Source organism: Rhodococcus sp. WS1 (assembly GCF_003797745.1).
Classification (GTDB): Bacteria; Actinomycetota; Actinomycetes; order Mycobacteriales; family Mycobacteriaceae; genus Rhodococcus_F; species Rhodococcus_F erythropolis.
The window spans coordinates 2338684-2352712 of the sequence record NZ_RKLZ01000002.1; the positions used below are offsets into that span (position 1 = coordinate 2338684).

The 14029-nt window shown below is 62.1% G+C and carries 13 protein-coding genes; 11 read left to right on the plus strand and 2 right to left on the minus strand.

Annotation, left to right across the window (positions count from 1 at the left end; translation table 11 throughout):
• Window positions 1-107 precede the first annotated feature (107 nt).
• From EEB12_RS23750 to EEB12_RS23770, 5 genes are read left to right on the plus strand one after another with little or no spacing between them, the layout of a single operon-like run.
• Complete coding sequence (locus EEB12_RS23750) at window positions 108-995, plus strand: siderophore-interacting protein (RefSeq protein ID WP_020970316.1); 888 nt, start codon at window positions 108-110, stop codon at window positions 993-995.
• A complete protein-coding gene (locus tag EEB12_RS23755) occupies window positions 992-2119 on the plus strand; it encodes a Fe(3+)-siderophore ABC transporter permease (RefSeq protein ID WP_020970315.1) in 1128 nt (375 codons plus the stop codon). The genes EEB12_RS23750 and EEB12_RS23755 overlap by 4 nt, the downstream gene beginning before the upstream one ends.
• Window positions 2116-3165 carry an iron-enterobactin ABC transporter permease gene (gene fepG, locus EEB12_RS23760; protein ID WP_019744683.1) on the plus strand — a complete coding sequence of 350 codons (1050 nt, stop codon included), beginning with the start codon at window positions 2116-2118 and terminating at the stop codon, window positions 3163-3165. Before EEB12_RS23755 ends, fepG begins: the two co-directional genes overlap by 4 nt.
• A gap of 23 nt (window positions 3166-3188) precedes the next feature.
• The gene (locus tag EEB12_RS23765; RefSeq protein WP_044479581.1) at window positions 3189-4040 is read left to right on the plus strand and encodes an ABC transporter ATP-binding protein; all 852 of its coding nucleotides are present in this window, start codon (window positions 3189-3191) and stop codon (window positions 4038-4040) included.
• Entirely contained in the window at window positions 4037-5077 is a 1041-nt protein-coding gene (locus tag EEB12_RS23770) for an ABC transporter substrate-binding protein (RefSeq protein WP_141488604.1), read from the plus strand. Before EEB12_RS23765 ends, EEB12_RS23770 begins: the two co-directional genes overlap by 4 nt.
• Before the next feature lies 1 nt (window position 5078).
• Here EEB12_RS23770 and EEB12_RS23775 read toward each other — a convergent pair whose 3' ends face one another.
• Entirely contained in the window at window positions 5079-6053 is a 975-nt protein-coding gene (locus EEB12_RS23775; RefSeq protein WP_141488605.1) for an ABC transporter substrate-binding protein, read from the minus strand.
• Window positions 6054-6124: 71 nt separating this feature from the next.
• Window positions 6125-6763: a TetR/AcrR family transcriptional regulator gene (locus EEB12_RS23780; protein ID WP_141488606.1), complete on the minus strand. Its 639-nt coding sequence runs from the start codon at window positions 6761-6763 to the stop codon at window positions 6125-6127.
• A gap of 84 nt (window positions 6764-6847) precedes the next feature.
• On the opposite strand from EEB12_RS23780, the gene EEB12_RS23785 reads away from it, so the two are divergent.
• The 6 genes from EEB12_RS23785 (at window position 6848) to EEB12_RS23810 (ending at window position 14011) form a co-directional block, all read left to right on the plus strand.
• Window positions 6848-8230 carry an MFS transporter gene (locus tag EEB12_RS23785; RefSeq protein WP_141488607.1) on the plus strand — a complete coding sequence of 461 codons (1383 nt, stop codon included), beginning with the start codon at window positions 6848-6850 and terminating at the stop codon, window positions 8228-8230.
• Window positions 8231-8285: 55 nt separating this feature from the next.
• Window positions 8286-9155, plus strand: coding sequence for an ABC transporter substrate-binding protein (locus tag EEB12_RS23790; RefSeq protein WP_258537190.1), 870 nt, complete (start codon window positions 8286-8288; stop codon window positions 9153-9155).
• On the plus strand, window positions 9152-11017 hold the full coding sequence (locus EEB12_RS23795) for an ABC transporter ATP-binding protein (protein ID WP_258537191.1): 1866 nt from the start codon (window positions 9152-9154) through the stop codon (window positions 11015-11017). Before EEB12_RS23790 ends, EEB12_RS23795 begins: the two co-directional genes overlap by 4 nt.
• Window positions 11014-12750 (plus strand): ABC transporter ATP-binding protein, encoded by a 1737-nt coding sequence (locus EEB12_RS23800; RefSeq protein ID WP_141488609.1) that lies wholly within the window; start codon window positions 11014-11016, stop codon window positions 12748-12750. Before EEB12_RS23795 ends, EEB12_RS23800 begins: the two co-directional genes overlap by 4 nt.
• A 21-nt stretch (window positions 12751-12771) precedes the next feature.
• On the plus strand, window positions 12772-13413 hold the full coding sequence (locus EEB12_RS23805; RefSeq protein WP_020908585.1) for a TetR/AcrR family transcriptional regulator: 642 nt from the start codon (window positions 12772-12774) through the stop codon (window positions 13411-13413).
• A gap of 97 nt (window positions 13414-13510) precedes the next feature.
• A complete protein-coding gene (locus EEB12_RS23810) occupies window positions 13511-14011 on the plus strand; it encodes a nuclear transport factor 2 family protein (RefSeq protein WP_020970307.1) in 501 nt (166 codons plus the stop codon).
• The last annotated feature ends 18 nt before the right edge of the window (window positions 14012-14029 follow it).

Sequence of the window (14029 nt, forward strand, 5' to 3'; positions counted from 1 at the left end):
AATAAATTAAGGTCTACCTTACTTAGCGCGGGTTAACTATGTCCGGAAGTCGGATTTGATCCTCGTGTTCGGGTCCGGTTCATGTTCCATCGATGTTGGAGATTGTTGTGAGTCTTGTGTTCGGCGAGGTACTTCACAAGGAGTACGTGACCCCGGGAATGGTTCGTATCGTGTTCGGAGGGGAGGAGCTGACCGCCTTCGAAACCACCGGTACCGGTGACGAATACCTGCGCCTCCACTTCCCGGTCCCGGCTACAGGCGAGTTCGTTCTACCGGCGGAAGATCCGGACGCACCGCGCGGTTGGCGGTACCCGGAGGGCGAGGAACCATCCCCGTGCCAGCCGTACACCGTGCGACGGTTCGATGCCGAAACCAGCCGAATGACAATCGACTTCGTCGTTCACGAGGGCGGAATCGCCAGCGACTGGGCGCAGAAAGCCGAGATCGGTGACAAGTTGGCGATCGGCGAGTCTCGTGGCCTCTACGAGCCGCCGGCCGACGCACGCTGGCAGGTGTTCGTCGCCGACGCAACCGGACTCCCCGCACTCGGTCGTCTGATCGAACAGTTGCCGGCCGGTATGTCGGCCAAGGCGATCGTCGAGGTGGTGGACGAGTCGCACAAGCAGCAGATCACCTCGGACGCCGACGTCGAGTTCATCTGGCTGGTCGGCAGTGGCAACGGTGTTGCACCGTCGAAGCTGCCGGACGCGGTTCGCGCGATGAACCTGCCCACCGAACTCGGATACGTGTGGGTGGCAGGCGAGAGCACGATGCTCCGTGACATCCGCAAGTACCTTCGCCACGAACTCAAGTTGCCGGGTGAGCAGTACAAGGTCATCGGCTACTGGACCTACAAGGCAGAGGTCTGGAACGCGAAGTACGAGGCCCTCGACGAGAGTGTCCGCGCGGCACTCGATGCGGCCTGGGAATCGGACCGCGACGAGGAAGAGATCCGCGACGAGGTCGAGAAGACTCTAGAGAGCGCCGGCTTGTGACCGTTGGATTAGACAAGAGTGCCGTCGACCAGAGTGCGGCTGACGAGAGAGCCGTCGACAAACACACCGAAGAACTGATCGACGAGTCGCTGCAAGAGAAGCAGAAGCAACCGGACGGCCTGGTATCGACCAACTCTCGTCGTATGGCGGGTCTTCTGGTGTGCCTGGTGGTGCTTGCCGCCGTGCTCCTTCTGAGCATTGCGGTGGGATCGAAGACCATTCCGTTCGGGACCGTGATCGACGCGCTGGTGAACTACGACGACTCGAACGATCACGTGATCATCCGTGACCTGCGGCTGCCGCGTACTCTGCTCGGTCTGATCGTCGGCATGGCGCTCGGCGTGGCCGGTGGCCTCATCCAGGCGATGACACGAAATCCCTTGGCTGACCCCGGAATTCTCGGTGTCAATGCCGGAGCAGGCTTTGCGATGGTTGTTGCCGTCGCGGTCTTCGGCCTGACCAGCATCTGGTCGTACATCTGGTTCGCGTTCCTCGGAGCGGTGATAGCCACGGCGATCGTCTATACGCTGGGCTCGATCGGTCGAGGTGGTGCGACGCCCATTCGGCTGACACTGGCCGGTGTTGCCATCGGCTCCGTGCTCGGCGGCATCTCGTCCGGCATCACCTTGCTCAACCCGACGGCCTTCGACCAGATGCGCCAGTGGAATGCCGGCTCACTCAGCGGACGTTCGTTGGAAATCGTTCTGGCCGTTGCCCCCTTCATTCTCATCGGACTCTTCCTGGCGCTCGCGTTGGCGCGCCAACTCAACGCGGTGGCCTTGGGTGACGATCTGGCACGTTCGCTCGGTGCCAACATCACTCGTACTCGTATCCTCGGTGTCATCGCGGTGACCTTGCTGTGTGGCGCAGCGACAGCGGCGGCCGGGCCGATCGGATTTGTCGGTTTGATGGTTCCGCACGTCGCGAGATGGTTCGTCGGACCGGATCAGCGATGGATTCTCCCGTACACATTGGTGTGCTCGCCGATTCTTCTTCTCTTCTCCGACGTAGTCGGCCGAATCGTGCTGCGCCCGGGTGAACTTCAGGTCGGCATCGTCACGGCATTCATCGGAGCTCCGGTGCTGATCATGCTGGTGCGTCGAAGCAAGGTGAGCGGTCTGTGAGCATCGATTTCGGGCGCCCCACCACGGTGGTGCGCTCACCCAAAGAAGGGTGGTCCGCGCGGATCGACGTCCGCACGGTCACGGTCTGTCTCATCCTCGTTGCGCTTGCACTGGCGATCGGCGTCATCGCCCTCGGTAGTGGTGACTACCAGGTGCCGATCGGGGACGTCCTCGGCGCACTGTTCGGCGAGGCTCCCGCGCGTATCCACATGGTTGTCGTGGAATGGCGTCTGCCCCGAGTTCTGTTGGCGCTGATGCTCGGTGCGGCACTCGGCATGAGCGGTGCGATCTTCCAATCGCTCACCAGGAACCCGTTGGGTAGCCCAGACATCATCGGCTTCAACTCCGGTGCGTACACGGGCGCCCTTGTGGTCATCCTCCTCATCGGTGGTACTTACTACGAGATCGCAGTCGGTGCTCTGGTGGGCGGAATCGCGACCGCAGCAGTGGTTTATCTCCTTGCGTACAAGCGTGGTGTGCAGGGATTCCGGTTGATCATCGTCGGTATCGCCATCAGTGCGATGTTGGGCTCGGTCAACACCTGGATGATTCTCAAGGCGAAACTTGACGACGCCATGGCCGCCGCAGTGTGGGGTGCCGGTTCGTTGAACGGTCTCGGCTGGACTCAGGTGTGGCCGGTGGTCGTCGTGCTGGCCATCCTCGTTCCGCTGATCCTGGTGTTGGGCAGGCGGATGCAGATGCTCGAGATGGGCGACGACGCCGCCAAGGCGCTCGGCGTCCGGGCCGAACCCACGCGGCTTTCCCTGGTTGTTCTCGGAGTCGCTCTGACGGCCATGGTGACAGCAGCGGCCGGACCGATCGGATTCGTCTCGCTGGCGGCTCCGCAATTGGTGAGGCGATTGACCGGTAGTGCCGGAGTGACCCTGCTGCCGTCGGCAGCAATGGGTGGCGCGTTGTTGATGGTCAGCGACTGGGTGGCGCAGCGAGCTTTTGCACCGACACAGTTGCCGGTCGGCGTCGTCACGGTCTCCATCGGTGGCATCTATTTTGTATGGCTTCTCGCGCGAGAGGCCCGTAAGCAGTGATCGGTGAAGGAACGAGGAACAGCGTGAACGAGGCAAGTGCGGCGGGCGTCGTGGCTGAGAAGACGAATCGGCTTCGCGCCGAGGACGTCACGATCGGGTACGACAAGCGCGTCATCTCGGAGCACCTCGACGTCGAGATCCCCGACGGTGGCTTCACCGTCATCGTCGGTCCCAACGCCTGCGGCAAGTCGACACTTCTGCGTGCGTTGTCCCGGTTGCTCAAGCCGACCACCGGCAAGGTCCTTCTCGACGGCAAAGCGATCACGTCGTACCCGGCCAAGGAAGTTGCGAGGCGGCTCGGGCTTCTGCCGCAGACGTCGATCGCCCCGGACGGTATCAAGGTCGCCGATCTGGTTGCGCGAGGACGTTATCCGCATCAGAAGCTGATCCGTCAGTGGTCGCGAGAGGACGAGGCCGCCGTCATCAAGGCGATGGAGGCAACCAAGGTCACGGATCTCTCTGCCAGGCCGGTCGACGAACTGTCCGGTGGTCAGCGCCAACGTGTCTGGGTCGCGATGGTTCTCGCGCAGCAGACTCCGTTGGTGCTGCTGGACGAGCCGACGACGTTCCTCGACATCGCGCACCAGATCGAACTGTTGGAGCTGTGCCGCGATCTGAACGAGAACGACGGGCACACGCTGGTGGCTGTGCTTCACGATCTCAATCACGCGTGCCGCTACGGAACTCACATCATCGCGATGAAGGACGGCGCCGTGGTCGCCGAAGGCCCGCCCGCGGAGATCATCACCGAAGAACTGGTGCAGGAGGTGTTCGGCATGGCGTGCCGCATCATCGACGATCCGGTTTCCCACACACCACTTGTCATTCCGCTGGGACGCGAGCGTCAGCGAAACATCGAAGGAGCAAAGGTATGACACTCGTCCTGGATACGCAGGTCACCGATTCGGAGTGGGCTCAGATCGTCGACCGCATTTCACGGCGCCGATTCTTCGGTGGCGCAGCCGGTGTGGCTGCAGCACTGGCGCTGAGTGCGTGTGGAACTTCGGATGCCGAGTCGGACTCGGCCAGTGACACTCTCCCGTACACGTGGGGCGAGTTCAGAGGCGACGTTCCGCGCGACCCCAAGCGTGTTGTGGTGCTGGACGGACGCGTCGACCTCGAATTCGCGATGATGATGGATTACCCGATCGTCGGTTCGGGGAACTTCTGGTTCCCCGATGCCAAGGCAGGATTCCAGTTTCCCGGCCGCACCATCGAGGACGCGAGCTTCGTCAACGTAGCCGGCGACTTCTCCACCAATTTCGAGGCTCTGCTCGCTCTCGAGCCTGATCTGATCGTCATCACTGCGATCGGCTACACGAGTGACTGGTACGGCACCGAGCGCTTGTCTTCCATCGCGCCACTGTTGGTCGTCGGCGACGACGTCGAACCGATCGCCGGACACCCGGTTGACTGGCGAGGTGCGCTGATGGCGCAGGCGAGCCAACTCGACCGTGTGGCAATCGCCGAGGCTTCCATCGCGGAGTACGACGACAAGCTCGCGAGACTGCGACCCATGTTGCAGGAGAAGCTGGGCGGAAAGAAGATCGTGTTCGGCGTTCAGACGCCGACCGGATTCCTTGTGCATCAGCGGAATCTGCGGATCAGTGTTGCGATCGATGCCGGCCTGGACGTGCTTTTCCGTGACGACGACAATGCAGAGAACTCGTTCGAGTTGTCGTTCGAGCAACTCGACACCTTGGCTCCGGCGGATGTGATCATCGCCCAAGCTCGCGATAAGGAAGCGCTCGACGCGATCAAGACGCAGCCGACATGGCAGCGGTTGCCTGCAGTTCAAGCGGGCAACGTGTTGACCAGCGACGCGCGATACAACCAAGGATTTGCGCTCACCGCGGCCATCTTCCTCGACGTTCTCGAGGAAGCGGCCGGGCGAATCACTGCTGGGCAGTAATTCAGGCGACGTTGCGGGCCTGGTCGAGTAGTTGTGCAACCTGCTCGAACCAGGCGCCGTAATTGGCGTAGGTGTTGGGACGCTTGTCGTCGAAGTCGATCACCTGGTTCGCGGTCACCGCGGGCAGCTTGACGAACACGGGTGATGCTGCGAATGCTTCTGCCGACTTCGCGAACTGGAACACGATGTCCGCCGGGTAATCCGGGACCTGCTCCCAGCTGAGATCGGCCCAGCCTTTGTCGCCTCCCGGTCCGGTGAACTTCACACCGAGTTCCTTCAGATAACCGAACTGGGCGAGCGCCGTTGTGCCTGCGTACAACTCGGAGCTGTCACCGTTCAGGGCGAGGACTTCGATGTCGTCGACCTTGGCCGCGGCAGTTCGGATGCGCTCTGCACCGGATTCGAATGCTTCCTTGCCCTCGCGTGCTGCGGCTGTGTCGGTGTTCCCGCCGAGAGCTTCGGCGAGTGAGGCGTATTCGCTCAACACGTCCGGTGTCGAGGCTCCGGAGAACTTGACACCGACAAACGGTGCAACATTGTTGACGGTGTTGCCCATCGGCTCGTCCCACCAAGTCCAGCGTGTCGGGTCGTCACTGTTGCCGTACCCGATGACGAGGTCGGGGTCCAGTGCCGCAAGTGCTTCCGCGCTGAGTTCGCCTTCACGGCCGACGACCGTCATGGTCGACTCGTCGGCATGATCGGTGACGTCGGGATTGCCGACGCCGTAACCGAAGATGCCGACCGGCCGAATACCGTAGTTCCACAGCGCCGCTGCGGAATACGCGTCGACGACGATCCGCTCCGGGGCGTGATCGAGGGTGATCGTGTTTCCGTATCCCGTTGTGTAACTCCAGGACTGGTCGGCGGACCTGGTCTCGGTAGAAGGTGATGCGTCGCTACTTCCGCAACCGGTGAGCAGGAGTGCGGCGACGGCGGGTAGTGCGGCGAATCCGGCGAACCGGCGGGTGAGTTTCATGAAAACCTTCCGAACATGGCGAACTAAGCTAGGTAAGCCTAACCTGATGTTCCGTTCGGGTGTTCTTCGGGTCAGGTGCCCTGCCACATCTGAAGCCATTCGCTCCAGGACGGGGGAGTGATCGATGGTTGAGGTGTTCCGTCGCGAAGTCCGTCGAGCATGAAATCGAGATAACGCGTGTGTATTTCGGTGGCTCGATCGCCCTCGATCGGCAGAGTCGGCCGCAGATGCACGGTCATGAGCATGACGTCTGCAGCAGTGAAGTCCGGCGGGACTTCGTGAGCGTCGACGCAGACGTCGACCATCGATTGCAAGGCGGCCTCCAATTCTTCGGCGGCACGAGTGACTTCGGCGTGTTCAGGCAACCTGCCGCCGAGGACCGGAATGAGCGGTCCCACCGATTCGGTGAGATATCGCGAGAAGAACGTCTTCAATACGGCTTCATCGGTTTTCGCGGTGCTCACGCACTCTCGGGCAAGGGTGGCGAGGTGATCGATCGCCCAGACGCGCAGGGATTGCGCCAGTTCCTCCTTGCCTCGGTATCGGCGATAGATGCTGCCGACGCCCACTCCGGCCCGTGCGGCAATCGCCGATACCGGTGCATTCCAACCCTGTTCGGCAAAAATCTCGCGCGCTGCTCGCAGCACGGTGACGTCGTTGTCTGCGGCTTCTCGGGCGCGTCCGGGGAGGCTCGCATTCTCTTTCGCCATTCCCACAGGCTAGCAATGCATGGTTTACTCAATCGGAACGGAGTGTTCCGTTCCGATTCGATTCATGATTGGAGGAAGGTGTCGATGACGACCTTGGCAGAGGCGCCCACGCGATCCGGGAGCCGGGTGATCGCAGCCCTGGCTGGAGCGGTACTCGTCTACTCGCTCATGCAGACCATGCTGGTACCGGCGTTGCCGGTGTTGGGTGAGCATTTCGACACGTCCGTGGCGGTGACCGGGTGGATTCTTACGTCCTATCTGTTGGCGGCCGCGGTGATGGCTCCGATCGTCGGGGCAATGGGTGACCGGTTCGGCGACAAGCGAGTTCTGGTGATCGTTCTGATCATCTTTGCCATCGCCACATTCGCCGCCGCGGCAGCGCCGAACATCGGGGTGCTGCTCGTCGTTCGGGCCGTCCAGGGAGTGAGTATGGCGAGCTTCCCGCTCGCGATGGCAGTACTGCGGAGAACGGTAGTGGGCCCCGAGTTGTCTTCGGGGATAGGTTGGCTCGCTGGGACTTTGGGAATCGGTGCCGGAAGTGCACTGGTGATCGGCGGTGTCATTCTCGAGTATCTCAGTTGGCAGTGGTTGTTCGTGATCACCGGGATCTTGATCGTGCTCGCATTGGTCGCGGTGGTGGCCGTGGTTCCGGGTTCGCATCGCCGGCCGGGTATGCCGACGGACTGGGCCGGTGCCGGAGCACTGGCGTTCGGGTTGGTGAGCCTGCTCCTGGCGATCACCAAAGCCTCCGACTGGGGAGTTCTGTCGCTCGGATTCTGGGGTCTGGTTGTGATCGCGTTCGTTTCGTTCGCGACACTGATTGCCGTCGATTCCCGCCACGACGCGCCGATTGTCGACATGCGAGTCTTTCGGGACAAGCCGATGATGATCACCAGCGCACTCACTATGGTGTTCGGATTCGTGCCGTACATCTTCTACCTCTGCCTGCCGCGGATCCTCCAGGCGCCGGACACGTCCACGTACGGAAGCGGATTCACTGTCGTGCAGACCGGGTTGGCGCTCTTGCCTGCCGCTGTACTCGTCTTTCTCGGCGGGCGTTTGACGCCGGCTCTCGCGCGGCGATACGGGCCGCGAGTACCGGCGGTGACAGCGCTGGCACTCATGGCGACGGGCGCGATCGGACTTGCAATCTGGCCGAGTTCGGTGGTTGCGATCGTGCTGTTCTTCTCCCTCGTCGGGTTGGGGAACGGCGTGGGGTTCGCGGTCTGTGCTCTGTTGGTTGCTTCGATCGTCCCGCCATCGGAGATGGCAGCGGCCAGTGGTGTCAACAGCGTGATCAGGACCGTGGGATCGGCGGTGGGTGCGCCGGTGACCACAGCAGTCCTGGCGATCGGCATTTCCGGTGATTCGTTCGGGGCGGCGTTCGTGATGGGCGCAGTCATCAGCGTTGTCGCGTGTCTGCCGGCGTTTGCACTTCCGGTGACGAGGGCTGCACAAACGGCTTGAGTTATTGTAGGCTCCCCTAATCGAGACAGCGTGTAACTAAAGCAGGGAGAGAAGGATGCGGCAGCAGTGGGGCGCACTGGACGAGTTCGCAGCACTCAACGCGCTCACGCTCGGGGTCAAGCCCGATACGGTCTTTGCCACCCTGCAATCACAGGCGGCGAAGGAGATCTTGCAGAGCGAGGGCATAGAGGTCGTCGACAAACCGACGTTCTTCGAGTCACCCGATGTCGAACAGATCGCAGCAGTCGATCCTGACAGAATCCTGCTCAGTGACGTCGGGTCGCTGACGTCGATCACGGCTCAGGCCAACGAGATTGCCCCGACGACGGTGCTCGCCTATGCGGCGCCGTGGCGCGAAGTTCTGAATACCGCGGCGACTGCTCTGGGTCGAGAGTCCGAAGCTCGCGAAATCGTGTCGAGGCTCGAGACCAAATTTGCCGAAGTATCCGGAACGGTCGAGGCGCAACCGCAGGCGTTGTCCGTGCTGGTGGGATTCTCCGGCGGCATCTACACCGTCATCCCACAGTCGCCGATGTCCTCGATCATCGAGGAAGCCGGTTTCAGGCGTCCACAAGCCGAACTCGACGCGAAGATCGGACCGAACACAGGTGTTGCCACGTCTTCGGTGTCGGGCGAGGAGGTCGGGCAGCACGCGGCGGACGCGATGGTCGTGACCTCGGGAAACATCTACGACGGCGCACTGGTACACGCAAATCCGTTGTTCAACGAGATCCCTGCGGTGCAGGCCGGGCGCGCGGCAGACGTCAGCGGCGAACTCTGGTTCGGCAGTTATCCCTTCGCGGTCTACTGGATCCTCGAAGACCTCGAGGCACTTGCCGATCGCACACTCACCGGCGCGGAGCTCCAAGGACGCATCGCATCCGACGCCGACGCAGTTACCCGATGGAAGGCGTTCTCGAAATGACGACGACACAGGCCACGAAAGCAGACATTTCATCTGAAGAGGCCGACGTATCACAAGGAGCGGCGGCCGAAGCCTCGCAAGCCAAAGCTGAAGCGGCGGAGCACAAGAGCGCGCTTCGCGAACTCCTTGCTCCAGTGCGCACGCGGACCACCATCGCGATGGTGATGCAGGTGATCGCCGCGGTCGCCGCCATCGTGCCGTACGTGGCCATCGCCGAACTGGGTAAGACGCTGATCGTGGGCGGTGACGTCGACTCGTCCCGTGTCTGGACGATCGTGTGGGTGGTCGTCTTCGGTCTGGGTATGCGTGCGTTCTTCGGAGGCGGTGCGTTGATCGTGACGCACTTCGCCGATGTGAATCTGCAGGCGGTGCTGCGGCGTCGAATCGCAGTGACTCTCGGTCGACTTCCCCTGGGCTGGTTCACCTCCCACTCGTCCGGAACCGTGCGCAAAGCCGCGCAGAACGACATCTCCGATCTCCATTACCTGGTTGCGCACAGCGCCGTCGAGACCACCGGAGCCATCGCAGTGCCGCTCGTCGGACTCGGCTACGTGATCTCGATCGACTGGCGTCTGGGATTGGTCGCGATTGCCACGCTCCCGATCTACATGATCGCCTACGCGACGATGACCAAGGACATGGCCGTCAAGATGAGCCGGATGAATGAGGGCATCGCGGCCATCAGCAACACCATCGTCGAGTTCGTCACCGGTATCGCAGTGGTCAAGACCTTCGGTCAGGACAAGCAGACACACTCCCGGTACCGCGACGCCGCCAAGGCATTTGCACTCTCGTACGAGGGCTGGGTTCGCCCGATGCTCCGGACCGAGGCGCTGGCCTCGATTGCATTGAGCGCACCGGTAGTGCTGGTGGTCAACCTTGGCCTCGGCTCGTGGTTCGTCCACTCCGGATGGGTGTCACCCATCGATGTGCTGACTAGTTCTCTTGTCGCGATGGTGATTCCGGTGTCGGTGACGACCATCGGTTTCGGTATGCAGGCTCGCCGAGAGGCAGCCGCCGCTGCGGCGCGACTGATTGCGCTGTTCTCGACCGAGGCGCTGCCGGAAACCGATCATCCGAAAAGTCCCGTGGGGAACGAAGTTCGATTCTCCGGAGTTTCTTTCGCCTACGACGACGGCGCCGACGTTCTGACCGACATCGATCTGACGCTGCCGGAGGGCACGGTGACGGCGTTGGTCGGACCTTCGGGTTCGGGTAAGTCGACGCTGGCAACGCTGGTTCCGAGGTTCCACGACGTGCGTGCCGGATCCGTGGCCATCGGTGGTGCCGACGTCAGGGACGTGGCGACCGACGAGCTGTACCGCCACGTTGGATTCGTTCTGCAGGACGTGCAGCTGGTCGAAGCGACCGTGCTCGACAACATTCGGCTTGCCCGACCGCAGGCGACTTCGGCCGAGGTGAAGGCCGCTGCCGCAGCCGCGCAGATCGACACCCGAATCGAAGCGCTCCCGAGAGGCTACGACTCCGTAGTCGGGGTCGACGCCAGATTCTCGGGTGGTGAAGCCCAAAGAGTCTCCATAGCGCGTGCGATTCTCGCGGACACTCCTGTTCTCGTGCTCGACGAAGCAACCGCTTTCGCCGATCCGGAGTCCGAAGCCGATATCCAGGAGGCGTTGTCGCGCTTGACGGTCGGCCGCACCGTGCTGGTGATCGCGCACCGGTTGGCATCGATCGTGAGCGCCGATCAGATCGTGGTCCTCGACGCCGGACGGATCGTGGAGAAGGGCACGCACGATCAGCTTGTGGCGAGTGGTTCAACCTATGCCCGGATGTGGGCGAGTCACAGTCGGGCCGACAGCATCGCTGGTATGTCTGACGCAGCAGGAAAGGCCAACTCATGATTCGCGACCTCTTCCGGATACTCGGCCCGCAGAATCACGGCCGCTATCGCGAGTTCTTGGTGTGGGCAGTGTTGTACGGCGTGATGCAAGGTTTGGCAGTGGCGCTACTGGTCCCGGCGGTGCAGGCACTGTTCGATCAGGACTGGGGCAGTTTCCTTCGGTGGCTCGCAGCTATGGCCGTGTGCGCTGGGATCAGTTCGATTGCGCATTACCTGCAGGCGATGAAGGGATTCGAGTCGGCCCTCACGCTGCTGAGGACTATGCATCTGCGCCTGGGAGATCATCTCGTCACTCTGCCGCTCGGCTGGTTCGGCGCCGGCCGACTCGGCCAGGTATCGCAGGTTGCCAGCAAGGGCACCATCTCGGTGATGGGGGCGGCTGCGCACCTGATGACACCGATCATCTCCGGAATTGCCAGCCCGGCAACCATTGTCGTGTGCATGCTGTTCTTCGACTGGCGGCTCGGGCTGGCACTGATGGTCAGCGTTCCGATTCTGTTCGCGGCAGCCAGATTTGCCTCGACGATGACTGCCAAGGCCGACGATCGGGCACATGCCGCAGCCGTCGAATCGAACAATCGAGTGCTCGAATACGCTCGTTGCCAACCGGTCCTGCGTGCTTTCGGACGCACACACGGGGTGTACGAACCGCTCGACGACGCGATCGAAGCGCAACACACTGCGGGTCGTTCACAACTGTGGTTCGTGGTGATCGGGTCCGTGGTCAACGGGATCGCCCTGCAATTCGTCTTCTCTGCCGTGATCATCCTGGGTGCATTCCTCGCGCTCGGCGGCGACGTCGAACCTGTCACGTTGATCGCGCTACTCGGCCTGACCGCACGGTTCATCCAACCGCTGGGTGAGATCGGCGAGTTCGGCGGTGCAATCAGAATGGCACGCAACGAAATCCGTCGGATGTCCGAGATCCTCGAAGTGGAACCACTGGTAGAACCCGATACCAGCGGGCAGCCGACGGGGGAGACGGCCGTGCAGTTCGACGCCGTCGACTTCGGCTACGCGGACGGTGGGCAGGTGCTGCGGGACATCGCCTTCGAGGTGCCGCGGAAGTCGCTGACGGCGTTGGTCGGTCCGTCAGGGTCTGGCAAAACCACCGTCACCCGGCTGATCTCGCGCTTCTACGACGTCGACTCGGGGGTGGTGCGTGTCGGCGGCGTCGATGTGCGGGACCTCACGAGTGCCGATCTGATGTCGCAACTGTCCTTGGTTTTCCAGGACGTGTACCTCTTCGACGACACGTTGATCGCGAACATCCGCCTCGGTCGCCCCGAAGCCACGGACGAGGACGTCTTCGACGTGGCTCGGATCGCGGGCGTCGCGGAAATCGTCGAGCGACTTCCGCGGGGTTGGGACACCCGTGTCGGTGAGGGTGGGACGGCACTGTCCGGTGGAGAGCGGCAGCGGGTCTCCATCGCGCGCGCACTCCTCAAACGCGCACCTATCGTTCTGCTCGACGAGGCGACGGCCGCGCTCGATCCCGAGAACGAGGCCCATGTACAGCGTGCGATGCAGGAACTCGCCAGTGAAAGCACACTGCTGGTGATCGCTCACAAACTGTCTACCGTCGTGGCCGCAGACCAGATCATCGTGCTCGGTGACGACGGCTCGATCGTCGAAGTGGGAACCCACGAAGTTCTGCTCGCAGCCGGTGGGAACTACGCCGCGTTCTGGAACCAGCGCCACCGTGCGTCGGGATGGCGGTTGGTAGCGGGCTGAGCAGGTGGCAGGCTGAGCAGAATGCAAACCGGAAAGAAGACGGGGCGGCCGCCGACGTTGTCGACAGTGGACATCGTCGAGGCCGCCCTGGCTGGTGATCTGAGTGAATTGACCATGCCTAGTGTGGCAAAACGTCTGGGCGTCAGTCATTCTGCACTTTATCGCTACTTCGCGGACCGTGAAGCGCTGCTGCGGGCTTGCGCGGATCACGTTGTGCGTCAGACTGTATGGCCGGACACGGATCGTCCGTGGCGTGAGTTTCTGAAGGATTTGTGCGACGTTCTGTGGTCCTCGTTCGAGCGCTATCCAGGTTTAGCCCAGGTCGGTCTCGCAGTTCCGGGCACGCCACCGGCGATAATCGAGATCGTGGAGAAACTGGTCGGTTCGTTGACTGCGCAGGGTTTCACACCACACGACGCGGTCCTGGCGGTGGACTTCATCTCCGAGGTGACCATGACGCAGTTCGCAATGATGGCGGCGATGGACAAGACCGTGAGCTCTGCGGATTCGCGTTCTGCGCGCCAGGCGTATCAGGAGAGTTGGAATGCGTCGGAGTCGTTGGTCGAGGGGATCGGCGACGAATCGACGTGGCACGGGCGAGGCTGGTTGGACGAGAAGATCACGATCATGCTCGACGGCCTGGAAAAGCGTGTTATCGGCTGACATTTCTACTAGCTTTGAGAGTAATGCCCGTTTCGGCGTGATACAGGCTAATGTGCACACATAGGACGGGTGGTTGCTGCACCGGGAGGCGGGGATCATGGATCTCGAAGCGATTGTTCTCATCCAAAGACTCAAGTACCGATACGCACGCGCCTTGGACACCAAATCGTGGGTCGAATTTGCCGACACTCTGACCGTCGACGCCACCGCGATCTACGGAGAACAACTCAGTTTCGATTCCCGAGATTCGTTTGTCTCCTTCCTCGAGAACACCCTCGGATCGCACGTCATCACTGAACATCAGTGCGGGCAACCCGAGATCGACGTCGACGGAGACACCGCAACCGGGATCTGGTGCCTCGCGGACACTGTGGTGATCCCCGAAGACGGCATGCTTCTTCGCGGATCGGCCTTCTATCACGACAGATACACCCGCTGCAGCGACGGTGAATGGCGAATCTCCCACACGAGCTACGAGCGGACCTGGGAATCGGTGGTGGCACTAGCCGACATGCCGAGTTTCCGATTGACGTCCAACAAGTGGGCACTGCTGCAGCAACCGTCGTTCGGCGACTCGGTAGTTCGCAACGTCTCCTGAGGCCGCCCGCGATTAGAG

What these genes read in the sequence shown, in the direction of transcription:
- EEB12_RS23780 (WP_141488606.1), bottom strand. Translation starts at nt 6,763, where the DNA reads ATGGCGAAAGAGAATGCGAGCCTCCCCGGACGCGCCCGAGAAGCCGCA.
- EEB12_RS23785 (WP_141488607.1), top strand. Translation starts at nt 6,848, where the DNA reads ATGACGACCTTGGCAGAGGCGCCCACGCGATCCGGGAGCCGGGTGATC.
- EEB12_RS23800 (WP_141488609.1), top strand. Translation starts at nt 11,014, where the DNA reads ATGATTCGCGACCTCTTCCGGATACTCGGCCCGCAGAATCACGGCCGC.
- EEB12_RS23810 (WP_020970307.1), top strand. Translation starts at nt 13,511, where the DNA reads ATGGATCTCGAAGCGATTGTTCTCATCCAAAGACTCAAGTACCGATAC.
- EEB12_RS23805 (WP_020908585.1), top strand. Translation starts at nt 12,772, where the DNA reads ATGCAAACCGGAAAGAAGACGGGGCGGCCGCCGACGTTGTCGACAGTG.
- EEB12_RS23790 (WP_258537190.1), top strand. Translation starts at nt 8,286, where the DNA reads ATGCGGCAGCAGTGGGGCGCACTGGACGAGTTCGCAGCACTCAACGCG.
- EEB12_RS23770 (WP_141488604.1), top strand. Translation starts at nt 4,037, where the DNA reads ATGACACTCGTCCTGGATACGCAGGTCACCGATTCGGAGTGGGCTCAG.
- EEB12_RS23775 (WP_141488605.1), bottom strand. Translation starts at nt 6,053, where the DNA reads ATGAAACTCACCCGCCGGTTCGCCGGATTCGCCGCACTACCCGCCGTC.
- EEB12_RS23795 (WP_258537191.1), top strand. Translation starts at nt 9,152, where the DNA reads ATGACGACGACACAGGCCACGAAAGCAGACATTTCATCTGAAGAGGCC.